25 protein-coding genes and 1 other annotated feature are annotated in these 24,855 nt (G+C 39.9%); of the genes, 22 read left to right on the top strand and 3 right to left on the bottom strand.

Annotated features, from left to right (window positions below):
* The first annotated feature begins 2 nt into the window (after nucleotides 1-2).
* The 20 genes from sigG (at nucleotide 3) to pyrE (ending at nucleotide 20,016) form a co-directional block, all read left to right on the top strand.
* Nucleotides 3-785: an RNA polymerase sporulation sigma factor SigG gene (gene sigG, locus BN1068_RS01580; protein WP_077601092.1), complete on the top strand. Its 783-nt coding sequence runs from the start codon at nucleotides 3-5 to the stop codon at nucleotides 783-785.
* A 137-nt stretch (nucleotides 786-922) separates the two neighbouring features.
* The gene (locus BN1068_RS01585; RefSeq protein WP_077601093.1) at nucleotides 923-1,183 is read left to right on the top strand and encodes a YlmC/YmxH family sporulation protein; all 261 of its coding nucleotides are present in this window, start codon (nucleotides 923-925) and stop codon (nucleotides 1,181-1,183) included.
* Between the two features lie 131 nt (nucleotides 1,184-1,314).
* Nucleotides 1,315-2,133, top strand: coding sequence for a peptidoglycan editing factor PgeF (gene pgeF, locus BN1068_RS01590; RefSeq protein ID WP_077601094.1), 819 nt, complete (start codon nucleotides 1,315-1,317; stop codon nucleotides 2,131-2,133).
* 12 nt (nucleotides 2,134-2,145) lie between these two features.
* Nucleotides 2,146-2,826: a YggS family pyridoxal phosphate-dependent enzyme gene (locus tag BN1068_RS01595; RefSeq protein ID WP_077601095.1), complete on the top strand. Its 681-nt coding sequence runs from the start codon at nucleotides 2,146-2,148 to the stop codon at nucleotides 2,824-2,826.
* A gap of 15 nt (nucleotides 2,827-2,841) precedes the next feature.
* A complete protein-coding gene (locus BN1068_RS01600; RefSeq protein ID WP_077601096.1) occupies nucleotides 2,842-3,282 on the top strand; it encodes a cell division protein SepF in 441 nt (146 codons plus the stop codon).
* Nucleotides 3,283-3,291: 9 nt separating this feature from the next.
* A complete protein-coding gene (locus BN1068_RS01605) occupies nucleotides 3,292-3,552 on the top strand; it encodes a YggT family protein (protein ID WP_139344703.1) in 261 nt (86 codons plus the stop codon).
* Between the two features lie 21 nt (nucleotides 3,553-3,573).
* Nucleotides 3,574-4,350 (top strand): YlmH family RNA-binding protein, encoded by a 777-nt coding sequence (locus tag BN1068_RS01610; protein WP_077601098.1) that lies wholly within the window; start codon nucleotides 3,574-3,576, stop codon nucleotides 4,348-4,350.
* A 79-nt stretch (nucleotides 4,351-4,429) separates the two neighbouring features.
* The gene (locus BN1068_RS01615) at nucleotides 4,430-4,933 is read left to right on the top strand and encodes a DivIVA domain-containing protein (RefSeq protein WP_077601503.1); all 504 of its coding nucleotides are present in this window, start codon (nucleotides 4,430-4,432) and stop codon (nucleotides 4,931-4,933) included.
* Nucleotides 4,934-5,090: 157 nt separating this feature from the next.
* Nucleotides 5,091-5,307 (top strand) — a binding site (T-box leader).
* A gap of 69 nt (nucleotides 5,308-5,376) precedes the next feature.
* Entirely contained in the window at nucleotides 5,377-8,133 is a 2,757-nt protein-coding gene (ileS, locus tag BN1068_RS01620) for an isoleucine--tRNA ligase (protein ID WP_077601099.1), read from the top strand.
* Between the two features lie 235 nt (nucleotides 8,134-8,368).
* Nucleotides 8,369-8,839 carry a signal peptidase II gene (gene lspA, locus BN1068_RS01625; protein WP_077601100.1) on the top strand — a complete coding sequence of 157 codons (471 nt, stop codon included), beginning with the start codon at nucleotides 8,369-8,371 and terminating at the stop codon, nucleotides 8,837-8,839.
* Nucleotides 8,836-9,747, top strand: a complete 912-nt coding sequence (locus BN1068_RS01630) for an RluA family pseudouridine synthase (protein WP_077601101.1) — start codon at nucleotides 8,836-8,838, stop codon at nucleotides 9,745-9,747. The genes lspA and BN1068_RS01630 overlap by 4 nt, the downstream gene beginning before the upstream one ends.
* A 163-nt stretch (nucleotides 9,748-9,910) precedes the next feature.
* Nucleotides 9,911-10,459 carry a bifunctional pyr operon transcriptional regulator/uracil phosphoribosyltransferase PyrR gene (gene pyrR / locus BN1068_RS01635; protein ID WP_077601102.1) on the top strand — a complete coding sequence of 183 codons (549 nt, stop codon included), beginning with the start codon at nucleotides 9,911-9,913 and terminating at the stop codon, nucleotides 10,457-10,459.
* A gap of 151 nt (nucleotides 10,460-10,610) precedes the next feature.
* A complete protein-coding gene (locus BN1068_RS01640) occupies nucleotides 10,611-11,540 on the top strand; it encodes an aspartate carbamoyltransferase catalytic subunit (protein WP_077601103.1) in 930 nt (309 codons plus the stop codon).
* A complete protein-coding gene (locus tag BN1068_RS01645) occupies nucleotides 11,497-12,780 on the top strand; it encodes a dihydroorotase (RefSeq protein WP_077601104.1) in 1,284 nt (427 codons plus the stop codon). The genes BN1068_RS01640 and BN1068_RS01645 overlap by 44 nt, the downstream gene beginning before the upstream one ends.
* Entirely contained in the window at nucleotides 12,773-13,873 is a 1,101-nt protein-coding gene (locus tag BN1068_RS01650) for a carbamoyl phosphate synthase small subunit (RefSeq protein ID WP_077601105.1), read from the top strand. The genes BN1068_RS01645 and BN1068_RS01650 overlap by 8 nt, the downstream gene beginning before the upstream one ends.
* On the top strand, nucleotides 13,866-17,066 hold the full coding sequence (gene carB, locus BN1068_RS01655; RefSeq protein WP_077601106.1) for a carbamoyl-phosphate synthase large subunit: 3,201 nt from the start codon (nucleotides 13,866-13,868) through the stop codon (nucleotides 17,064-17,066). Before BN1068_RS01650 ends, carB begins: the two co-directional genes overlap by 8 nt.
* Nucleotides 17,066-17,821, top strand: a complete 756-nt coding sequence (locus BN1068_RS01660) for a dihydroorotate dehydrogenase electron transfer subunit (protein WP_077601107.1) — start codon at nucleotides 17,066-17,068, stop codon at nucleotides 17,819-17,821. The genes carB and BN1068_RS01660 overlap by 1 nt, the downstream gene beginning before the upstream one ends.
* Nucleotides 17,818-18,732 (top strand): dihydroorotate dehydrogenase, encoded by a 915-nt coding sequence (locus BN1068_RS01665; protein ID WP_077601108.1) that lies wholly within the window; start codon nucleotides 17,818-17,820, stop codon nucleotides 18,730-18,732. Before BN1068_RS01660 ends, BN1068_RS01665 begins: the two co-directional genes overlap by 4 nt.
* On the top strand, nucleotides 18,729-19,418 hold the full coding sequence (pyrF, locus tag BN1068_RS01670) for an orotidine-5'-phosphate decarboxylase (protein ID WP_077601109.1): 690 nt from the start codon (nucleotides 18,729-18,731) through the stop codon (nucleotides 19,416-19,418). Before BN1068_RS01665 ends, pyrF begins: the two co-directional genes overlap by 4 nt.
* The gene (gene pyrE / locus BN1068_RS01675; protein ID WP_077601110.1) at nucleotides 19,408-20,016 is read left to right on the top strand and encodes an orotate phosphoribosyltransferase; all 609 of its coding nucleotides are present in this window, start codon (nucleotides 19,408-19,410) and stop codon (nucleotides 20,014-20,016) included. Before pyrF ends, pyrE begins: the two co-directional genes overlap by 11 nt.
* Before the next feature lie 52 nt (nucleotides 20,017-20,068).
* On the opposite strand, the gene BN1068_RS01680 is transcribed toward pyrE, so the two are convergent.
* A complete protein-coding gene (locus BN1068_RS01680) occupies nucleotides 20,069-20,830 on the bottom strand; it encodes a class I SAM-dependent methyltransferase (protein ID WP_077601111.1) in 762 nt (253 codons plus the stop codon).
* A gap of 167 nt (nucleotides 20,831-20,997) precedes the next feature.
* Between BN1068_RS01680 and BN1068_RS01685 the strand changes: the two genes are divergently transcribed.
* The gene (locus BN1068_RS01685) at nucleotides 20,998-21,864 is read left to right on the top strand and encodes a LysR family transcriptional regulator (RefSeq protein WP_077601112.1); all 867 of its coding nucleotides are present in this window, start codon (nucleotides 20,998-21,000) and stop codon (nucleotides 21,862-21,864) included.
* 89 nt (nucleotides 21,865-21,953) lie between these two features.
* Nucleotides 21,954-22,376: an organic hydroperoxide resistance protein gene (locus BN1068_RS01690; RefSeq protein WP_077601113.1), complete on the top strand. Its 423-nt coding sequence runs from the start codon at nucleotides 21,954-21,956 to the stop codon at nucleotides 22,374-22,376.
* Between the two features lie 118 nt (nucleotides 22,377-22,494).
* On the opposite strand, the gene BN1068_RS01695 is transcribed toward BN1068_RS01690, so the two are convergent.
* Together BN1068_RS01695 and BN1068_RS01700 are read right to left on the bottom strand one after the other, a co-directional pair.
* Nucleotides 22,495-23,037, bottom strand: coding sequence for an NADPH-dependent FMN reductase (locus BN1068_RS01695; protein ID WP_077601114.1), 543 nt, complete (start codon nucleotides 23,035-23,037; stop codon nucleotides 22,495-22,497).
* Between the two features lie 26 nt (nucleotides 23,038-23,063).
* The gene (locus BN1068_RS01700; RefSeq protein ID WP_077601115.1) at nucleotides 23,064-24,767 is read right to left on the bottom strand and encodes an Rqc2 family fibronectin-binding protein; all 1,704 of its coding nucleotides are present in this window, start codon (nucleotides 24,765-24,767) and stop codon (nucleotides 23,064-23,066) included.
* Between the last annotated feature and the right edge of the window lie 88 nt (nucleotides 24,768-24,855).

Raw genomic sequence — 24,855 nt, forward strand, 5'->3', positions numbered from 1 at the left:
GAATGACAAGACATAAAGTTGAAATATGCGGGGTTGATACATCAAAACTTCCAGTACTTAAAAACGATGAAATGAAAAAATTATTTATCCGAATGCAAGAGGAAAATGATATAACAGCCCGGGAAGAATTAGTGAATGGCAATTTGCGCCTTGTTCTCAGTGTCATTCAACGATTTAATAATCGTGGTGAATATGTGGATGATTTATTTCAGGTTGGCTGTATTGGTTTAATGAAATCTATTGATAATTTTGATTTATCGCATAATGTGCGTTTTTCCACCTATGCTGTTCCAATGATCATTGGTGAAATTAGAAGATATCTGCGGGATAATAATCCAATTCGTGTATCCAGATCTTTAAGGGATATAGCTTATCGGGCTCTGCAGGTCAGAGAGCAATTAATCAGTAAAACATCCAGGGACCCATCTCCTGCAGAAATAGCAAAGGAAATGGGAGTAGAGCAGGCTGAAATAGTCTTTGCACTGGATGCGATTCAAGATCCAGTTTCACTTTTTGAGCCAATCTACAATGATGGCGGCGATCCTATTTTTGTGATGGACCAGCTGAGCGATGACAAGGACAAAGATTCATCATGGGTAGATAAGCTATCTTTGAAAGAAGGAATGCACAGGTTAAACGCAAGAGAAAAAATGATTTTAAATAAACGCTTTTTCCAAGGGAAAACACAGATGGAAGTGGCTGATGAGATTGGGATCTCCCAGGCGCAAGTGTCCAGACTTGAAAAAGGTGCTATCAACCAAATGAATAAGCAAATGTTTGAATGAATATAAGCCTTGCCCACTGCGGTAAGGCTTTTTTTAATATGCAAGTGAATATCTGCATGACAAGAGTATCTGTTTTTTATTTTCCATGAAAAAAAGCATGTTCTCAAGCATAGGATAATAAGAGGGAGGGAGCTGGCATGGTGAAACTATCTGAATTGCAAATAAAAGAAATCATTGTTATGGACGACGGAACACGTTTGGGACATATTGTTGATTTAGAGATAGACGGAAGGACTGGAAGGGTTATTGCAATTATTGCTGAAGGAAAAGGGAAAAAATCAGGAATGTTTGCCAAGGCAGGGGAGCTTTTTATTGCCTGGGAAAAAATCGTGCGGATTGGTGAAGATGTTATCTTAGTGGAAAAAGTAAAAGGACCAGATCTCTATACAGAAGATTAAGGAGAAATTATCGATATAATGTGTTAAAATAAGACACAAAATTGATTTTAAAAAGATTATCAAAGCTTTTTTATAAAATAGCAGTCAAAGGAATTTGAATGCATCATTAAAGCGAAAAGAGGAAAAGAGTCATGGAGCCATTTAAGCTTAAAAGTGAGACAAGACTTCATTTGTCTTCATTGGAAGAGGGAGTTCCAGGTCTGATTGCAGGATTTACAACAAAAAACGGTGGAGTAAGTGAGGGACCTTACAGACAATTAAATATGGGGCTCCATGTATCTGATGATGAGAAAAGAGTGTTGAAAAATCGGAGTATTCTAAGCCGGGAGCTCAACATACCGCTTAACCGCTGGGTTTGTGGAGAACAGGTTCATGGAACAAAAATTCATCTGTCAGGCACTGAAGATGCCGGAAAGGGCAGTGTTTCATCCGATTCCAGTATATCTGGAGTCGATGGACTGATTATAAATGAAGCAGATGGTTTGCTTGCAACAGCTTTCTTTGCAGACTGCGTTCCGCTATTTTTTGTAGATCCAACCACAAGGATAGCCGGTATCGCTCATGCCGGCTGGAAAGGGACTGTTGCACAGATCGCCGGAGAAATGGTTCGGAAGCTGGATCAGGCTGGAGCATCTGTAAAGGATCTGAAAGTTGCAGTTGGTCCGAGTATCTCCAAAGAAAACTACGTTGTGGATGATTTCGTATTGTCCCATCTTACTGATGATCAGAAACAAAAATTTACAGAGGAAGTATCACCAAATCAATACTTAATTGATTTAAAAGAGCTTAATGTCGATATCCTTGTACAATCTGGTGTCTTTCGTCATAATATAGAGGTAACAAAATATTGTACTTTCCAGGATGAGACGATATTCTTCTCTCATCGGCGTGATAAAGGAAAAACAGGAAGAATGCTGGGGTTTATTGGCTTTGAGAAACAGGAGATGTAATGGAGGATTAGAATGGTTGCTGTAAGTGAAAATCTAATTGAAATTCAAGCAGATATAGAGCGGGCTGCGGAGAGAGCTGGCAGAAATAAAGAAGATATTAATATTATCGCTGTAACAAAATATGTTACAATAGAACGAGCAAAAGAAGCATTATCTGCCGGGGTAGCCAACCTTGGCGAAAATAGAAATGAAGGATTTTTAGCGAAATTTGAAGAGATTGGAGAAAGCGCCACATGGCACTTTATTGGAACACTGCAATCCAGAAAAGTAAAAGATATTATTCATCATATTGATTATATTCATTCACTGGATAGGAAATCTTTGGCAAAAGAAATTAATAAGCGGAGTCAGAAAACAGTTTCCTGTTTTGTCCAGGTTAACGTAAGCGGTGAGGAATCAAAGCATGGATTAGCTGAAGAAGCAGTAGCGTCCTTTATAAAAGAATTAGCCGTATTTGAAAATATACGTATTGTTGGCCTGATGACGATGGCTCCGCATGTTGATAATCCAGAAGAGACCCGGCCGCTGTTTAAAAAATTACGGCTGCTGCGCGATTACATCCAGAGCCTGCATTTAGACTATGCACCATGCGAATACTTATCTATGGGAATGAGTAATGATTTTAAAGTTGCTGTAGAAGAAGGCGCTACACATGTCCGTATAGGGACAAAACTGGTTGGCAAAGAACTTTAAAGTGAGGTGTGGAGAATGAGCTTTAAAAAGAAGCTTAAGAATTATTTCACTCTGGATGATGAATATGAGTATGAGTATGTAGAAGATGAGCAAGAAGAAAAGCCACCTCATACTCAGGAAAAAACAGCGGCAGCGAGTAAAAATGTTGTGAACCTTTCCAGTATACAAAATACGAGTTCAAAGGTTGTCCTGGCAGAACCGAGAAATTATAATGAAGCTCAGGACATAGCAGATAACATTGTAAACCGGCGTGCTGTAATTATTAATTTGCAGCGTGTGGATCATCAGCAGGCAAAGCGTATTGTTGATTTTCTGAGTGGAACGGTCTATGCCGTGAAAGGGGATATTCAGAAATTAGGATCTGAAACATTCCTGTGTACACCAGATAATGTGGAGATTACTGGAAGCATTTCTGAAATGTTGTATGAACAGGAAGATTATGATAAAGGATGGTAGCAGCAGATGTTGGCACAAATCGTTTCAATAATAAGTTTAGCATTAAGCATTTACAGCTTTGCACTGATAGCATATATTTTAATGTCCTGGTTTCCGGGAGCAAGAGAGTCTCAATTTGGGGAGATGCTGGGGAAAATTTGTGAGCCTTACTTAGAGATTTTCCGCAAATTTATTCCGCCGCTTGGTATGATAGATTTTTCACCAATTGTTGCAATACTCTTGTTACAATTCGCAAGACAGGGTTTTATGCAATTTGCAATGATGTTTTAAGATTCAGGGAAAGGGATGACCATGGAAGTTTATCAGCATTTTCGAAAAGAAGAACAGCCTTTTATTGATCAGGTTCTTTCCTGGAAAGACCAGGTAGAGCGGTCATATGTCCCGAAGCTTACTGATTTTTTGGATCCGCGTGAGCAGGAAATTGTACAGATGCTTTTAGGAACCAGTCAAGATGAACTGCAAACGGAAGCTTTTGGCGGTTCTGAATACAGCGAACGGAAAAGAATCGTGATTGCCCCTGTATATGAAACCATTACAAAGGACATGTTTCAAATTCAACTTTTAGAGGCGGCTTATCCAGAGAAATTTGTAAGTCTGGAGCATCGTGATGTAATGGGTGCTTTTTTATCACAGGGTGTGAAGCGTAAAAAACTTGGAGATATTATGGCAGCAGATGGAAAAATTCATTTGCTGGCAGCGGGAGAGGTTGTTCCATTTATTCAGATGAATCTGACCTCCATCAAAAAATCCCGTATCTCTTTTAAGGAACAATCCCTTGAATCTCTAACTGTCAAAAAAGAAAATTGGAAAGAGTATGATAAAACAATCTCTTCCTTGCGATTAGATACAGTGATTAAAGAGATATATGGATTATCCCGAAAAGATGCAGCCGTGCTTATTCAAAAACTGCTCGTAAAAGTTAATTATCGTGTAGTGGATGATGTGAAATTCCAACTGCAGGAAGGTGATATGCTTTCCGTACGTGGAAAGGGCAGAAGTAAAATAGTTGCCATCCGCGGAAGATCGAAGAAAGACAAAATTAAAATGACGGCTGCTATTTTACAATAAGTACTGGTATTTGAACTGGAATTATTGAATAATAAAGAGAGAAATTGACAGCTTGTAACCGATTAGGGAGGTGGAGATGGTGGCACTATCACCATTAGATATTCATAATAAAGAATTTGCAAGAGGATTCCGGGGCTATGATGAGGATGAAGTTAATAAATTCCTCGATCAGGTAATGAAAGATTATGAAATTGTTATCCGTGAAAGAGATGAATTAGATCAGAAGGCAAAAGAGCTTCAGGAACGGTTAGGGCATTTTACTAACATTGAAGAGACATTGAATAAATCGATTCTTGTCGCCCAGGAAACAGCAGAGGATATTAAAGGCAGCGCGCAAAAAGAAGCAAAATTAATTATGAAAGAAGCAGAAAAAAACGCTGATCGAATTGTCAATGAAGCATTAAGCAAAGCACGGAAAATTTCACTTGATGTAGAAGAATTGAAAAAACAGGCAAAGGTATTCCGTTCAAGAATGCGCATGCTTGTTCAGGCACAGCTGGAAATGCTTGGTACAGATGATTGGCAAGAATTATTTGATACAGAAGTAGATGAAGACCTGGAACTGATGGAGCATGAATCTTAAAGGCTTGACTTGGGCTTGTATATTACATATAATTCATACAAGTATAGAGTATAAAAAATCATCTTAAGGTTTATCATAAAAATTGTCGTATTGACTGCTGACTGAATGTACTCAACTTGTCAATGATCACAGGTTTTTTATGAAAACCGGCTATTATAGTAATACAATGAAAGAGAAAGTATAGAAGAATATTCTGCATAAGCGAGTCAGGGACGGTGTAAGCCTGATACAGAAGTCTTTTAGAAAATCACTCTGGAGTAGCTGTTATGAATACATGTAGTAACAGCCGGCTGTCCACGTTACGGATTTCGAGTGAATTTAATGCCGGGCATTAAATTTATAAGGGTGGTACCGCGAGTCTTCTCGTCCCTTTAGGGATTAGAGGACTCTTTTTGTATATAAATATCTATTTTTGTGTCATGAAAATAACAGGAGGGAATATCTTGGAATATAAACAAACACTATTAATGCCAAAAACAGCATTTCCTATGCGGGGAAATCTGCCAAATAAAGAGCCGGAACGTCAAAAGAATTGGGAAGAAAATAATCAGTATCAAAAAAGCTTGGAACGTACAAAAGGAAGACCATTATTTGTGTTGCATGATGGACCTCCGTATGCAAATGGAGATATTCATATTGGACATGCGCTCAATAAAATCTTAAAGGACTTTATCGTCCGGTATAAATCAATGACAGGCTATTATGCTCCTTATGTTCCCGGCTGGGACACCCATGGACTGCCAATTGAGACTGCATTGACAAAGAAAAAGAAAGTGAAGCGCAAAGAGATGTCTGTTGCAGAATTCCGTAAGCTTTGTGAAGAATACGCATTAGGACAAATAGACAGCCAGCGTACGCAATTCAAAAAATTAGGAGTGCGCGGAGATTGGGATAATCCATATATTACGCTAACGAAGGATTATGAAGCTTCCCAAATTAAAGTATTTGGAGAAATGGCACGAAAAGGCTATATTTATAAAGGTCTGAAGCCTGTATATTGGTCTCCTTCTTCGGAGTCTGCACTTGCGGAAGCAGAAATCGAATACCAGGATAAGCGCTCCCCTTCTATCTATGTTTCTTTTGAAGTAACAGATGGGAAAGGTGTCTTTGATGGCGGCGAAAAAATTATTATTTGGACAACGACCCCGTGGACGCTTCCTGCGAACTTAGGAATCAGCCTGCATCCAGATTTGAGTTATGTGGTAGCACAGGTTAATGATGAAAAGTATGTCGTAGCAGAAGCTCTGCTTGAAGATGTTAAAGAAGTGCTGGGATGGGAAGATGTTACTGTTGTGAAGACTTTTAAAGGTCAGGAAGCTGACCGGGTAGAAGCACAGCATCCATTCTATGACCGTAAATCGCTTGTTATGCTGGGAGAGCATGTAACAACAGATGCAGGAACCGGCTGTGTGCATACAGCACCAGGTCATGGGGAAGATGACTTTTATGTTTGCCGCAAGTACGGTATTGATGCATTCTGTCCAGTCGATGAAAAAGGCGTTTTTACAAGTGAAGCACCTGGATTTGAAGGGCTATTCTATGATGATGCCAATAAAGTAATTACGGAAAAATTAGATGAAAATGGCTCTTTATTAAAATTAGAATTTATTACGCACTCTTATCCACATGACTGGAGAACCAAGAAACCGACTATTTTCCGTGCGACTTCACAATGGTTTGCTTCGATCAAGGACTTCCGTCAAGAAATTCTTGAGGAAATTAAAAATGTGAACTGGTACCCGCATTGGGGAGAAACAAGACTTTATAATATGGTAAGAGACCGCGAAGATTGGTGTATTTCCAGACAGCGTGCCTGGGGTGTTCCTATTCCTGTATTTTACGGTGAAGATGGTACACCAATCATTACAGATGAAACCATTTCACATGTATCCGATCTTTTCCGTGAGCATGGTTCAAATATTTGGTTTGAAAGAGAAGCAGAGGATTTATTACCGGAAGGATTTACATCAGAACATAGCCCGAATGGTAAATTTACAAAAGAAGTCGATATTATGGATGTATGGTTTGATTCAGGCTCCTCACATGAAGGTGTCCTTATGAACCGGCCAGAACTCGATCGTCCGGCTGATATCTATTTAGAAGGCAGTGATCAGTACCGCGGCTGGTTTAACTCATCATTATCTACATCTGTGGCAGTAACAGGGAAAGCGCCATATAAAAATATCATCAGTCACGGTTTTGTTCTTGACGGAAATGGCCGTAAGATGAGTAAATCATTAGGGAATGTCATTGTTCCTTCTAAAGTACAAAAACAATTAGGGTCTGATATTTTACGACTTTGGGTAGCAAGCGTTGACTATCAGGCAGATGTGCGTATTTCGGATGATATTCTAAAACAAACATCTGAAAGCTACCGTAAAATCCGGAACACTTTCCGTTTCTTATTAGCTAACCTTGCAGATTTTGATCCGGCTAAAGACCGTGTGAAGGATGAGGAGCTGGAGGAAGTCGACCGCTACATGCTTCATCGCCTGCAGCAAGTGTTAAAAGGTGCCCGTGACAATTATGAGCACTTTGAATTTGCTCCAGTAGTCAATCTGGTTCATAATTTCTGTGCCGTTGATTTAAGCTCCTTTTATTTGGATTTTGCGAAGGATATCCTATACATTGAAGCTGCTGACCATCCGCGTCGCCGCAGCATTCAAACAGGTTATTACGAAATCTTAACAACGCTTGTGCAAGTCCTTGCTCCAATTATTCCACATACAGCTGAAGAAGTGTGGGAATATATTCCTGGAGTTGATGCAGAAACAGTCCACTTTACGGACATTCCTGAACCACGTAAGGTGGCAGGATCAGAAGGAATTGTCGGAAAATGGGATCACTTTATGGAAGTGAGAGACGATGTTTTGAAAGCTCTTGAAGAAGCCAGAGCTGAGAAGGTTATTGGTAAATCATTGGAAGCTAAAATTACATTAGCTCCACTTGATGATGAGACCAGACAGGTGCTTGAAAACGTAGCTCATCTGCATCAGTATTTCATTGTTTCTGAAGCAGTTATTGCAGATGAAAAAGGCATTGGAAAAGCGTATGACTATGTAGAAGTAGCAGTAGAAAAACATCCTGGTGAAACATGTGAACGCTGCTGGGTTGTTTCTGAAACTGTAGGGGAAGATAAAGATCACCCGACACTTTGTGCAAGATGTGCCAGTGTGGTCAAAGAAAATTATACAAACTAAAATCCCGAAAGAGCCAGCCTTTAAAAAAATAAGGCTGGCTCTTTTTAGAGATTTTAAGAAGCCAAAGTTGAGTTTATAAGAAATAAAAGAAAAAAATAGGATGCATGGAGAGTGGCAATTTTCCTAAGCTGAACATTTTAAAATAGCAAGAACACTTTTCCCTATGGTTGTTTCTTGAAAATTACCAGGATAAAGGATAAGATAAAAAAGACTTCCTTAGATTGGAGAAATGAACATGTGGAGATATTATTTGATTGCACTTGTCCTAATTGGTATTGACCAATGGACAAAGTGGCTTGTTGCTACAAAAATGGAAATAGGTGAATCAATACCAATTATTAATGACTTCTTCTATATTACCTCACACCGTAATTCTGGAGCAGCATGGGGCATTTTAGAAGGCCAAATGTGGCTATTTTATATCATAACAGTAATTGTTATTGCCGGATTAATATACTTTTTACATACACATGGTAAACAAGATTTCCTGATTGCTACAGGAGTTGGTGTATTAATAGGGGGGGCAATTGGGAATTTTATTGACCGCATCTTACATCAGCAAGTGGTTGATTTTGCGAACTTCTATATTTTCAACTATAATTTTCCAATATTCAACATTGCTGATGCCTCACTGACTATAGGTGTTATTATTGTAATCATTGCAATTTTATTGGATGAGAGAAAGCGGGGCAAAGAGAAAAAATGACAGTAAACCAGCATACCGTAACGGAAACAGAGCATAAAAAAAGAGTTGATAAAATTCTTTCTGATTTACTCCACGAACATTCACGTTCACAAATTCAAAGCTGGATTGAAGAAGGCAATGTAAAGTTGAACGATGAAATAGTAAAAGCAAATCAAAAATGTCAATCAGGTGAAATGATTACCTGGGAAATTCCTGAAACAAAACCGCTTGTACTTGAACCGGAGAATATTCCTTTGGATATTGTCTACGAGGATGAGGATCTGCTGGTGATTAATAAAGAAAAAGGAATGGTTGTACATCCTTCTGCAGGACACCGTACAGGAACATTAGTACATGCGTTATTATATCATTGTAAGGATCTATCCGGTATTAATGGCGTAGAACGTCCCGGCATTGTGCACCGGATTGATATGGATACAAGCGGGCTGTTAGTTGTAGCTAAAAATGATTTAGCACATCAGCATTTATCAAAGCAGCTGCAGGACAAACAATTAAAAAGAATATATGAAGCAATTGTTCATGGAGAAATTGGCCATGAGACCGGGTTGATTGATGCACCTATCGGCAGAGACCCGAAAGACCGTCAAAAAATGGGAGTTGTTGATAACGGAAAGCCGGCTGTTACCCATTTCCGTGTGCTGGAACGTTTTCCTAAGTACACCTACGTAGAATGTCAGCTGGAAACAGGAAGAACACATCAAATACGCGTCCATATGCAATATATTGGTTTTCCGCTTGTGGGAGATCCGAAATATGGACAGCGTAAATCATTGGACGTACACGGTCAGGCACTGCATGCGAAGCAAATTGCTTTTATACATCCAAGAACAGAGGAATGGATGGAATTTGAAGCTGCACCGCCTGCTGTCTTTACTGAAACACTTGATCAAATCCGCAAAATGTATTGACAGATTCGCCACGTTCTGACATACTAAGTAAGAACAAATGAAGACCTTTAACAATAGTCCTGTGAGGCTAGGAAGGATACGTCAGCAAGTTTGCTTAAGGTGTGCGTATGCCCTTTTCCATCAACAGGAAAAGGGTTTTTTTATACGGAAGGAGCGGAACTGGATGAAGAAAAAAACAGAAATTCTTGATGCGGCTGCAATCAACAGAGCATTGACCAGAATGTCTCATGAAATTCTGGAAAAGAATAAAGGCGGAGAGAACCTTGTTTTAATTGGAATCAAAACAAGAGGTGTTCCGCTGGCGAAAATAATTCAGGAAAAAATAAAACAGATTGAAGCGATTGAGGTTCCTTTTGGTGAATTGGACATTACAATGTACCGGGATGACTTGGAGAAAAAGAGTAATCACGAGGATCCGCAAATCAACTCCGTTTCTATTGACATGGATATAACAAACAAGCAGGTAATCCTGATTGATGATGTTCTTTATACAGGCAGAACAGTCCGTGCGGCAATGGATGCAGTGATGGATGTCGGCAGGCCGGCAACGATTCAGCTTGGTACTTTAGTAGACCGGGGACATCGTGAGCTGCCTATTCGGGCAGACTATGTAGGCAAGAATATTCCTACGGCTGATCAGGAAATAGTTGTTGTCCAGCTGAGTGAAGAAGACCAGATTGACCTTGTTTCTATTTATGAAAAGAATACATGATAACTTTTAATCAGATCCAGAGAGATTTGAAAGGTTGTTAAGTAAAGCGGATGCTTCGTTCAGGCATTCGTCTAGCTCTCTGCAACCTTTGCAGGGAGTTTTTTTTATACAATTTTATAAAACCATGACATCAAAGAAGGAGAGATGGGCCGTGAAACATTTTATTTCCATGCAGCAATTATCAGGAGAAACAATCAATCACATTCTTAAAGAAGCTGAATCAATAAGAAAGTCACCAATTACGATTAACAAACAGCTATTTGCTGCAAATCTATTCTTTGAACCCAGTACAAGAACCAAAATGAGTTTTGAGGTTGCCCAAAGAAAGCTGGGTTTAGAGGTATTAGATTTGCATAAAGAAGGTTCCAGCCTGATAAAAGGAGAATCATTATATGACACAGCCAAAACCTTTGAGGCTATAGGTGCGAATTTCTTAATCGTCCGTCACCCATCTGATTATTGGATGGATGAAATGGAAGAAGAAGGACATCTGAATATTCCTGTTATCAATGCAGGCTCAGGAAAAGAAGAACATCCTACACAATGTATGCTGGATTTACTGACAATGTATCAAGAGTTTGGCAATGTAGAAGGAAAAAAGGTGGTTATCGCTGGTGATATTAAACATAGTCGTGTAGCTAAGTCAAACGCACATGCTCTGGAAAAATTAGGAGCAGATGTTTACTTTAGTGCAGCACCAGGTTTTGAAGATCACTCACTGCATTATCCATATATTACAATGGATGAAGCTGTAGAAATTGCAGATGTGTTAATGTTACTGAGAATTCAGCATGAGCGTCATATTTATAAAACAGAAACGTGTGATTATCTTTCTCTCTATGGATTAACAATGGAAAGAGCAGCGAAAATGAAGAAGCATGCTATTATCCTGCACCCTGCTCCGATTAACAGAGGTGTAGAAATCGATACAAGGCTTGTAGAAAGCAAGCAGTCGCGTATTTTTAAACAAATGGAAAATGGTGTCTATGTCAGAATGGCTATTTTAATTCATGTATTAAAGGAATGGGGAATTATTGATGAAAACAAAATTAACGAACGCAAAATGCTTAACATCATCTAATGAATTGGTAAGCTGTGAAATTCTTATTGAAGACGATAAAATTGTAAAGACAGCTCCAAAAGTAACAGAGCAGGCAGATAAAACAATTGATGCTGACAATAACCTTGTTGTACCAGGTTTTATTGATGTGCATATTCATTTACGTGAACCAGGCGGTGAATATAAAGAAACGATTGCAACAGGGACACAGTCTGCAGCCAGAGGCGGGTATACAACCGTTTGCAATATGCCAAACACAAACCCGGTGCCTGACAGTAAAGACACGCTGGAGAAGCTGCTCCAAAAAATTAAAGAAGATGCTGTCGTTCGTGTTCTTCCATATGCTTCTATTACCAAAGGGCTAAAAGGAGAAGAACGTACAAATATTAAAGAGTTGTTTGAACAAGGCGCATTTGCTTTTACAGATGATGGCGTAGGAATTCAGACAGCGAATCAAATGTTTCAGGCAATGAAGGAAGCAGCAGCCTGTGGTGCAGCAATAGTTGCTCATTGCGAAGATAACTCTCTTGTTTATGGCGGTGTGACACATGACGGGGAAGTAAGCAAGCGGTTAAACCTTCCAGGAATTCCATCCTTGAGTGAGTCTGTACAAATTGCCAGAGATGTATTGTTAGCTGAAGCGGCAGATTGTCACTATCATGTATGTCACGTCAGTACAAAAGAGTCTGTCCGTGTCATCCGCGATGCGAAAAGAGCAGGAATTAAAGTAACTGGAGAAGTTTCTCCTCATCATCTGCTTCTAAATGAAACAGATGTCCTTGAAAATGACGCAGACTTCAAGATGAATCCGCCATTAAGAGGAAAGGATGATCAGGAAGCACTTATTGAAGGGCTTTTAGATGGGACACTTGATTTTATCGCGACAGACCACGCTCCTCATGGTGAGGAAGAAAAAGCAAACGGGTTTTTAGAAGCGCCGTTTGGAATAGTTGGACTAGAAACAGCGTTCCCGTTGCTGTACACTCATTTAGTACAGAAAAATGTATTAAGCTTACATGAATTAATTGATAGAATGACGAAAAAACCAGCGGATGTATTCGGGCTTCCTTATGGAACCATGGAAGAAGGAGCGCCTGCCGATTTAACGATTCTTGACTTGGATAAAACAGCAAAAATTGATCGTTATCAATTTGCTTCTAAAGGGAAAAACACACCTTTTCACGGTTGGGAGGTAAATGGATTTCCTGTTATGACAATAGTAAACGGTGAAGTCGTATTCAAGGAGGACAGCCATGCGTAAACGCCATTTAATTTTGGAAGATGGAACAGTTTTTGAAGGATACGGTTTTGGCAGCGAAGAGGTTTCCAAAGGAGAGATCGTGTTTAACACTGGAATGACCGGGTATCAGGAAGTTATTACAGATCCAAGTTATTGCGGTCAATTTGTAACGATGACATATCCTTTAATCGGCAACTATGGAATAAACAGAGATGATTATGAAACTGTTACCCCGTTTATTCATAGTTTAATTGTTAAAGAGTATAGCAGGCAGCCCTCCAATTTCCGAAATGAAGAAACAATTGACAGTTTCTTAAAGGCGAACAATATTCCCGGAATTGCCGGTATTGATACGAGAAAATTAACCCGTATTATTCGTAAGCATGGAACAATGAAAGCAGCTATCACTGCTGCAGAAGAAGATGTGGAGAAGGTATTAGAGGAACTAAGAACGGCTGAATTCCGGACAGACCAGGTGAAACAAACTTCGACCAGCAAGCCTTATGTTGTTCCTGGGAGAGGACATCGGGTGGTGCTGGTAGATTTTGGTGCAAAGCATGGTATTCTGCGCGAGCTGACAAAACGTGATTGCCAAATTACAGTTGTTCCTTATAACTACAGTGCAGAGGATATTCTCCGCCTTCGTCCTGACGGCATTATGCTGACAAACGGCCCTGGAGATCCAAAGGATGTACCAGAGGCAGTTGAAATGGTGAAAGGTATTCTTGGTAAGGTGCCGATATTTGGAATCTGTCTTGGGCATCAGCTTCTCTCGTTAGCCTGTGGAGCAGATACAGAAAAGATGAAGTTTGGGCATCGGGGTGCGAATCATCCGGTAAAAGATTTAGAAAATGATAAAACGTACCTTACTTCTCAAAACCATAGCTATGCAGTGAATCCGGCCACGTTAGAAGGTACCGAGCTTGAATTAACACAAATTGCAATCAATGATGGAACAGTAGAAGGAGTAAGGCATACCGTTTACCCTGCATTCTCTGTGCAGTATCATCCAGAAGCATCTCCAGGACCAGAGGATACAAATTATTTGTTTGATAAATTTTTAAAGCTTATGAAACAACAAGAGAAGACGCAGGAGGTCCATATTAATGCCTAAACGTACAGATATTCAAAAAATTCTTGTGATTGGATCTGGTCCAATTGTCATCGGACAAGCAGCTGAGTTTGATTATTCTGGAACTCAGGCTTGTCAAGCATTAAGAGAAGAAGGATACTATGTTATCCTGGCTAACTCTAATCCGGCAACGATTATGACAGATAATACAGTTGCAGATAAAGTATATATGGAACCTTTAACAGAAGAGTTTTTAACAAAGATTATTCGTAAAGAGCAGCCGGATGCTATCCTGCCTACGCTTGGGGGACAGACAGGCTTGAATCTTGCAATGGAGCTTGTACGAAAAGGAATTTTAGAAGATCATCATGTGCAATTACTTGGAACAGCGCCGGAATCCATCCAAAAGGCAGAGGATAGAGAGCTGTTCCGTAACCTGATGAATGAATTAAATGAGCCGGTGCCTGAAAGTGAGATAGTACATACAGTGGACGAAGCTGTAGAATTTGCGAATTTAATTGGTTATCCATTAATTGTACGTCCGGCATATACACTTGGCGGTACAGGCGGAGGAATGTGCTATAATGAACAGGAGCTTAGAGAAATTACACATAACGGCCTTGTGCTCTCTCCAGTTAACCAATGCTTAATCGAACGGAATATTGCCGGTTTTAAAGAGATTGAGTATGAGGTAATGCGTGACCATAAGGACCAGGCAATTGTTGTTTGCAACATGGAAAATATTGATCCTGTCGGCATTCATACAGGAGATTCTATTGTAGTTGCACCGTCACAAACATTAAGTGACCGTGAATATCATATGTTACGCAATGCTTCCTTAAAAATTATCCGTGCGCTGGAAATTGAAGGCGGCTGTAATGTCCAGCTGGCACTGGATCCGTACAGCTTTCAATATTATATAATTGAAGTAAACCCGCGTGTCAGCCGTTCATCTGCTTTGGCTTCCAAAGCGACAGGATATCCAATTGCAAAAATTGCAGCAAAAATCGCTGTCGGCTATACACTGGATGAAATAATAAATCCAATTACCGGTAAAACATATTCCATGTTTGAACCGGCTTTAGATTATGTGGTAACGAAATTCCCGCGTTTTCCATTTGATAAATTTACCTCAGGTGACCGCCGGTTAGGGACGCAAATGAAGGCAACCGGAGAAGTTATGGCAATCGGCCGTAATCTGGAAGAATCATTGCTTAAAGGGGTACGTTCGCTGGAGATGGGAACAGAGGAGCTTCACCTGGCAAAAGCAGAAGAATTGGGTGAAGAAATATTGAATAAACGCTTGAAACGTGCGGATGATGAACGAATTTTCCTTTTAGCTGAAGCTTTGCGCCGCGGCTACACTGTTGATGATATCTTTGAAATGACAAAAATTGACCGCTTTTTCTTAAACAGCTTAAATAAAATTATAGAAATGGAAAAAACATTAAGTGAAAATAAAAATGATAGTGCTGTGTTAAAACAAGCAAAACAGTTAGGAATAGCTGATGCTCAAATCGCCAGAATCTGGAACGCTTCTCTTGATGAGGTATATGCGTTAAGAAAAGCAGGAAATATCTTCTCGGTTTATAAAATGGTAGATACATGTGCAGCAGAATTTGAATCAGAAACACCATATTTCTACAGTACTTATGAAACGGAAAATGAATCAGAAGTATCTGAGCGTAAAAAAATCCTGGTGCTTGGTTCCGGCCCAATCCGAATCGGACAAGGGATTGAGTTTGATTATGCAACGGTACATTCGGTCTTTGCGATTAAAGAGCTCGGCTATGAAGCAATTATTATGAATAATAATCCGGAAACCGTATCTACAGATTTTACTATTTCTGATAAACTGTATTTTGAACCCCTCACATTAGAGGATGTCATGCATGTAGTTGAATTGGAAAAACCAGAAGGTGTTATCGTGCAGTTCGGCGGGCAGACAGCAATTAACCTTGCTGACGGTTTGGAACGACGCGGTGTGAAAATTTTAGGTACTGGCCTGGAAGCAATAGACCGGGCAGAAGATCGTGATAAATTTGAAATTTTACTGGATGAGCTTGATTTGCTTCGTCCACAAGGAAAAGCAGTGCCAAAGCTGGATCAGGCAATCGAAACAGCAAACCAAATCGGCTACCCGGTGCTTGTCCGCCCGTCTTATGTCATTGGCGGCAGCCGTATGGAAATTGTTTATAGCGAAAAAGAGCTGGAAAACTACTTAGCGAAATCGGATAATATTGATTCAGCGCATCCGATTTTAATTGATAAATATCTGACGGGAATGGAAGCGGAAGTAGATGCAATTTGTGATGGAGAAACAACCATTGTACCTGGAATTATGGAGCATATCGAACGCGCAGGTGTCCACTCTGGTGACTCTATGGCTGTATATCCGCCACAGCGTTTAAGTGATGCTGTCAAAGAAAAATGTTTAGAGGCAGCGGTGAAAATCTCGCAGGCACTAAATGTGAAAGGGTTAATCAATATCCAATTCATTATCCGTGATGAAGATGTTTACGTACTTGAAGTAAATCCAAGAGCGAGCAGAACAATTCCTTTCTTAAGTAAAATTACTGGTGTAACAATGGCAAACATTGCGACGAAATGTATCCTTGGTGAAAAATTAGCTGATATGGGCTATGAAACTGGTATTTTACCAGAGCAGGATCTTGTTTCTGTAAAAATTCCAGTATTCTCTTTTGAGAAGCTGCGCAGTGTGGATACGATTCTTGGACCAGAAATGAAATCTACCGGAGAAGCAATCGGCTATGATAAAACATTGGAAAAAGCATTGTATAAAGGGCTTATCGCTTCCGGATTAAAAGTTCCCCAAGAAGGCGGCGTGTTATTAACTGTTGCTGATAAAGACAAGGCAGAAATGCCGGAAGTAGCGGAAAGATTTCACCAGCTTGGGTTTGTACTCTATGCAACACAGGGGACAGCAGCATATATCCGTGAAGAAGGAGACATTCCGGTTGTAGAGGTTGGAAAGGTCGGACTGGATGAACCGAATGTTCTTTCTATCATTGAGGAAGGAAAAGTACAATTTGTGATCAATACGCTTAATTCCGGACAAAAGCCAAGATCAGACGGCTTCTTAATCCGTCGCGCAGCTGTGGAGCATGGCATTGCATGTTTAACGAATTTAGACACCGTTAATGCGATTATTAATGTTATCGACTCTACCACATTTACTGCAAAACCAATAAGCCAGCAAAAGGTGACATTATGATGAAGAAAAGACATGAAATGAAAGTATTATCCGTTGAAACCATTGCTAAAGAAACGATTGAAATGACATTGTATCAGCCGGAGGTCAGTCAACAGACAGTCCCGGGCCAATTCCTGCATTTACTTGTGCCGGGATTTACATTAAGAAGGCCTATCTCTATTGCAAAAGTAGACGGGCAAGAGGGTACAGTTACCATTTTATTCAAAGTAGTTGGCGGGGGAACAAAAGCTTTAGCAGCTTATCAGCCGGGAATGACAGTTGATGCACTTGGACCAAATGGCAATGGCTTCTCTATAGACGATGTACCAGAAGGCGGCCGTGTATTGTTAGTTGGTGGAGGAATCGGCGTTCCTCCTATCTACCACCTGGCAAAACTCTTAAGTGAAAAAAACGTGGAGCTTGTTGCTGTGTTGGGCTTTCAGTCAAAGGACTATGTCTTTTATGAAGAAGCATTTAAGAAATTAGCAGAAACATATGTAGTAACAAATGACGGCTCTTATGGACATCAAGGCTTTGTCACACATGTATTTCCTGAAGTTGGTACATTTGATCAATATTTTAGCTGCGGACCGCTGGCGATGCTGCGGGCAGTGACAACAGAGTTAAAAGATACGCAAGGTAAGGTATCGCTGGAAGAGAGAATGGGCTGTGGTGTTGGTGCGTGCATGGCATGTGTACTGCCAACAGTAGATAACAGCTATAAAAAGATTTGCAGTGATGGACCAGTATTTTCAGCGCAGGAGGTTATCTTATGAACCTGGAGGTAAAATTACCTGGACTAACGTTAAAAAATCCAATTATGCCGGCATCAGGCTGCTTTGGGTTTGGCAAGGAGTATAGTGAATTCTATGACTTAAGCCGTTTAGGCGCCATTATGATGAAGGCCGCTACTCAATTTGAACGCTTTGGAAATCCTACTCCAAGAGTTGCAGAAACTTCCTCTGGCATGTTAAATGCTATCGGGCTGCAAAATCCTGGTGTAGAACGGATTATTGCAAATGAAGTTCCAAGACTTGCAGAATATGACACTTCTATCATCGCAAATATTGCAGGGAGTTCTTTAGAAGAGTATATTTATGTAGCCAGAGCATTTAACGCAACAAATGATGTGAATGCGTTAGAGTTAAATATCTCCTGTCCCAATGTAAAAGAAGGCGGTATTCAGTTTGGGACAGATCCGGAGATGGCTAAGAAGGTGACTGCAGCAGTAAAAGAAGCGAGTAATCTTCCAGTCTATGTGAAGCTTTCGCCCAATGTGACAAATATTGCAGAAATGGCAAAAGCGGTGGAAGAAGCTGGAGCAGATGGATTATCAATGATTAATACACTGACCGGTATGAAGCTTCATCTGCCTACGGGAAAACCGCTGATTGCCAATCAGACTGGCGGATTATCCGGCCCGGCAATTAAACCAATTGCTATCCGGATGATTTATGAAGTACGACAGCAGGTATCTATTCCAATTATCGGTATGGGTGGAATTTCCACAGCAGAGGATGTATTGGAATTTTTGCAGGCTGGTGCAGACGCAGTTGCAGTCGGCACGGCAAATTTTCAAAATCCTTTTGCCTGTGTAGACATTATTGATGCACTTCCGGAAACATTAATAAAATATCAATATACTTCCGTTCAGGATGTTATCGAAAGAAGGGGTGCAGCAGTATGAGCATCTATGTCGCATTAGATTTTCCAACATGGGCAGATACGGAACGTTTTTTAAGAGAAAATGATTTAGCGGGTGTTCCCGTAAAGGTCGGGATGGAGCTTTTTTATCGTGAGGGTCCGGCAATTATTGAAAAGCTGCAGGCAGATAATCATCCAATCTTTCTTGATTTAAAGCTTCATGATATTCCAAATACTGTCCATCAGGCAATGAAAAATATTGCTTCTTTAAATGTGGATTTAGTAACAACACATGCGATGGGCGGAAAAGAAATGATTTATCAGGCAAAGCAGGGTTTGTCCGGCTCATCGACAAAGCTAATGGCAGTGACTATCCTTACTTCCATGGATAACGAAGTGTTAGAGCAGGAGCTTGGCTTACAGGGAAATGTGGAAGAGAATGTTATCCGCTTTGCTTCTTTAGCAAAAGAAGCCGGGGCAGACGGGGTGGTCAGCTCTGTTCATGAGGTACCCGTGATTAAAAAGTATTGCGGAACGGATTTCTTATCAATAACGCCCGGTATCCGCTTAGCAGATTCTTCCCAGGATGACCAGAAACGTGTGGCAACACCTGGAAAAGCGAAAGAGCTGGGCAGTGATTTTCTTGTGGTCGGCAGAAGTATTACCAAAGCAGAAAATCCGAGAAAAGCGTATGAGCAAGTATTGAAGGAGTGGCAGCATGGAGAATAATGTAACAAAAGATTTATTAGCAATCGAAGCAGTACAATTAAATGTAGATAACTATTTCACATGGACATCCGGGTTAAAATCACCTATCTATTGTGACAACCGATTAACCATGAGTTATCCTGCTGTCCGCAAAAAAATTGTTAAAGCATTTGCAGAAATGGTGAAAAATAGTGATGTAAAGCCGCAAGTAATTGCCGGCTGTGCAACCGCCGGTATACCACATGCGGCCTGGTTAGCGGAAGAACTTGATTTACCAATGGTGTATGTACGTTCTAAACCAAAAGGACATGGAAAAGGCAATCAAATTGAGGGCGCATCTGTAGAAGGGAAAAAGGTACTCGTGATTGAAGATCTGATTTCCACCGGCGGATCCTCCATCCAATCTGCACAGGCACTGGAGCAGGAAGGCGCTGAAATCACGGCCGTGTATTCCATTTTCACTTATGGACTTCCAAGAGCAGAGGAAGCTTTTGCAGAGGCTGGTTTATCCTATCATTCTATCACTGGTTTTGATCAGTTATTAGAATTACTTATAGAAGAAAACAAGCTTACAGAAACAGAAAAAGAAGCTGTTCTTGCCTGGAGAAGTAAGTTATAAAATGTGAAAAAGGATGTAAGACTGTAAAGGCAGCACATCCTTTTTTTAATCCTTATTTTTCCCACATACTGATCCACTCATCAATGGCAAAGGATTGAATATCGTTTTCTCTTTTCTGTAAACGGATATACTTCTGCAGTTTTTCATCCGCTGTTTGTACAAAATGAGTCACCTGCTGACGTGCTTCCTCCGTGTCTGCCGTACGATGAAGCCAGTCTTGGAAGGGAAGTTCTTTTATCCGTATGTCCTCCTGCAGCAGGGTAAACTGGTTTTTTGAAAAAAGTGTCTTCCATTCAGAAATCTTTTTGGCACGTTCATGACTTGGATCGCGCATTGCCTCCAGCTGATTTAAAAATTGATCTTCTAGTTCATTCTCCGAAGCAATATTATCAACAAATAAACATTTTCCTCCAGGCTTTAAAACACGATAGGCTTCTTGAATAAACTTTTCAGGGTTCGGGAAGTGGTGTGCTGCGATACGGCAGGTGACACTATCCATAGAATTATCAAGAAAAGGCAGCTCCTCAGCATCCGCAATAATAAATAAAATGTTATCATTTTCATGTAAGCTGCTTCGGACATTTGCTAACATAGATGGTGTTAGATCTGTCGCGATAACTTGCTTAGCGGATGGGGCTAATGTCTTTGCGACCTGACCACCGCCTGTTGCAATATCTAAAATAATCTGTTCTTTCGTCGGCTTCAGCCAATCTGAAATTTTCTGCAGAGCTGCAGGATTACTGTGTGTACTGCTGTTGACATAAGCATCTTCTCTTTTGGTAAATAATTCTTTATTCAATAGCTTTTTGTCCATAAAATTAACTCCCTTTTTCAAAGAATAAGTGGCTTTCCTGGTTATTCTTATTTGTCAGTTATAAAGAGTAGCTTCTTCTTCATTAAATACTATATGCTATAATGAAATAAGTAAAATACTATATTTTAATCAAAAATGATAAATTATACTTATTGGAGGCTTTTGTTATGCGGATGGATGATTATGAAATCCTGTTAAAACTTTATGAAATTGGCACAATACGGGGAACAGCAAAAGCTATTCTCATTTCCCAGCCGGCAGTTACACAACGCTTAAAATACATGGAAAACTATTTTGGCGAAACAATATTTATCCGGACATCGAAGCGGTTACTGCCAACCCCAGCCGGAGAACGGATTATTCAGCATGCAAAAGAAATGGTTGAGAAGGAACATCTATTTAAAAATCGTTTAGCAGAGACTGGAGAAGAAATACAGGGGACGCTGTCCATTGCCTGTTCTTCATTAATCAGTCAGCGTTATCTTCCGGATATTTTGGGAGAATACACTGCTGCTTATCCAAAGGTAGCTGTTGATTTAGTAACGGGAATCAGTGAGGATATCAGAAAAAATCATAAGCAGTATCATGTATGTATTATTCGCGGTGATAAGTTAAAAGAGACGACATCGGTGCATTTGTTTGATGATCCGCTTTATATTTTTGATACAGAATCTTTTCCGGAGCACGGTATAAAAGAAAGACCAATCATTTCTTTTAAAAGTGATGACAGCATGCATGAGCTTGTCGACAGCTGGTTATTTGGACAGCAGAATTATATAAAACCTCAAAAAAAGATGACAGTGGATCAAATTGAAACCTGTAAACAATTTATGAAACAGGGGATTGGTATGGCTGTATTACCGGGAAGTGTTTCAAATCATCTCAAAGAGCATTACCCATATATTCCTTTATTTTTAGAAAAAAAGGCAGTGACACGTGATACCTGGGCCTGTTTTCAAGAAGGAATCCGGCAGCTCCCGCAGGTCGATCATTTTCTTCGTCTGCTGGAAAACTATGATTTTATTGCGGATTAAAAATAGATTATCTATAGAAAATAGGTTTAAAGAAATGAAATAAAGGAAATAGTACCATTAGATTAATTTATAAAGGAGCAGTGATTTCAATGAGTAACATTATTTTCAGTTCAAAAGCAACAGCACAAAACGGCAGAGATGGTCACGTAAAATCAGATGATGGCATTATCGATGTTAATTTAGTCAATCCAGCGGGAAATAAATCAGATGAAAAAGGCTCCAATCCTGAACAGCTCTTTGCTGCCGGTTATGCAGCATGTTATGATGGTGCGCTTAATTTAATGGCATCCAATAAAGGGAAAAATATTACTTCAGAAACAACGGCCGAGGTTCATTTCATGAAAGACCCTTCAGATGATGGTTTCAAAATCGGAGCAACCCTCCATATTAAAATCGAAGGCGTCAGCCAGGAAGAAGCAGAAGACCTGGCAGAAGCAGCGCATCAATTTTGCCCATATTCGAAAGCGACAAGAGGGAATATTGATGTGGAATTGAAACCGACGGCGGTTTAAAAAGCATATTACAAAAAAGTTCCAGTCCTTAAAGGGTTGGAACTTTTTTGTAATATAAATTGCATCCTGCCTATAAAATGAAAGAACTTTTCAAAGGAAGTTTGCCTGCCTGATTAAATTAATAATTCTTCATCCCCTGCTGCAAAGAAACCATTTCCTCCGCAAGAGCTCCAAGCCTTTCCAGAATGCGCTCATCAATAATTTCATCACTCTCCATATTAAAAGCACCGTTATGAACAAAGACATTTCCCGTTGGAACGAGACCTTTAAAATAAGACAGAATCGATCTTAGATGATATTCCATAACAAGAAAATGCTTCTCTGACCATCCGGTTGCAACCATGCCTGTTACTTTACGCTTGAAGACAAATTCCGGCAAATGGTCCAGCAGATTTTTTAGTGCTCCTGAAATGGATGCTTGATAAATCGGTGTACCAAAAATGAGAAAATCAGCAGATGAAATCTTTTTAACAATATTCCAGGTATCCTCATTATAATCTGCTAAGGGAGCGCCGTTAAAAAAGTCAATTTCATAATCCCTTATGTCGATTAATTCTGTTTTTAGACTCGAATCGAAACGCCGGGCATGGACTAAGACCTGGTTAACTGCGATTGCAGTTTTGTCACCGGCAGGAGCACCTGATATTCCGACAAGTTTCATTTGTTTAACCCCCTTTTCAAGTCTTTTTATTTTACCCGTAATTGATCCACAATATCTTTTGCCGGTGTAACAAACAATGTTTTTTGGTTATCATATGTCACATAACCAGGCTTTGAACCATTTGGCTTTTTAACGTGACGGATTAATGTATAGTCTACCGGAACAGAAGAAGATTGCTGTGACTTACTAAAATAGGCAGCTAAAATAGCAGCTTCTTCTAATGTTTTTTCGCTTGGTTCTTTGTCCCTGATGATAACATGGGAACCGGGGATATCCTTTGTGTGCAGCCATATATCATCACGATAGGCCAGACGCATGGTTGCATATTCATTCTGTTTGTTATTTTTACCGACTAAAATGGTGGTGCCGTCAGAAGATTGATAGGTTTCCGGGTTAGGCTTCTGCGGTTTTTTTGCTTTTTTAGAAGAACGCTGTTTGCGCAAATAACCTTCTTCTCTTAGTTCTTCACGAATTTCTTCAATATCATCCGTACTTGCTACATTAAGCTGCTGCAGCAATTGATCAAAATAAACAATTTCTTCCTTGGTCCGTTTGATTTCCGATTCCATAATTTCACGGGAATTTTTCAGCTTTTGATAGGTTTTAAAATAATTCTGTGCATTTGCACTTGGTGATTTATTTGGATTTAACGGAATGGTTATTTCCTGCTGATCCGGATCATAATAGTCTACAACAGAGATTTCCTTTTGATTCGGCTTCACCAGATGCATATGTGCTGTTAAAAGTTCACCCATTTTTTGATAATGGTCTGCCCGTTCTGATCTTTCCACTGTTTGCTGATGTTTTTTCAGCTTCCGGGCATTTTTATCCTGTTCATTTTTTATGAAACGATAAAGGTCCTTTGCCTGCTGCTTCACGCGGTCCCGTTCCGCTTTTCCTGAATAAAACGCATCAAGCATCAGATTGACTTCTTCAAATACAATATCTGCCTTTTCATCCGGGAAAGTCAGTACATGAAATTCTTCCTTTGGTTCCTGATAAATCGCAGGCTGATAATCATTTTCCTGTAATTGCTTTTGCGCATGAGAAAGCATATTCTCATAGTCTCGATTAGAGCCAAGATGGACACTTTTAATCATGCTTTTCGTAACAAATGGAGAAAAGCCTTCTAATAAGCTGAGCAGCTGTTTATCCATTTTACCTGCGTTAAAATCTAATTTTCTCACAATAGACGCACTGTCTGTATCTAAAATAGAAAACTTATGCTGATCAGGCGGCAATTGATAGGTCTGCCCGGGTAAAATCGTCCGGTGACGATTTTGCGATAAGGAGACATGTTTTAAGCTGTCAACGATATGGCCTTTTTCCTGGTCAACTAAAATAAGGTTACTATGCTTACCCATCAGCTCCATAATTAATTGCTTATAACTGATGTCTCCTATTTCATTACGGGTTCGGATCGTAAATGTTACAATCCGTTCCATCCCTTTTTGTTCAATCTTTTCAATAACACTCCCGGCCAGGTGTTTTCTCAGCACCATACAAAACATAGGAGGTTCTTGTGGATTTGTATAAGAATCATTTGTTATATGAAATCGGGCATACGTAGGATGGACAGAAAAAAGCAGACTGTGATTGACAGATTGACTGCGGACTGTCATGACAATCTCTGTTTCCGATGGCTGATAAATTTTATTAATTTTTCCTTTTTCTAATTTTGCTGCTAATTCTTTCGTAACCGCTCTTGTTACAATACCGTCAAATGGCATATGTGATCACCTCATCGGCAATTATAGCATCTTTTTAGAGGTTCGGGCATAGAAATGGATTAAGTGCTTGTACAATTCATGTCTGCCG

The organism is Oceanobacillus sojae, from assembly GCF_900162665.1.
In the GTDB taxonomy this organism is placed as follows: Bacteria; Bacillota; Bacilli; order Bacillales; family Amphibacillaceae; genus Oceanobacillus; species Oceanobacillus sojae_A.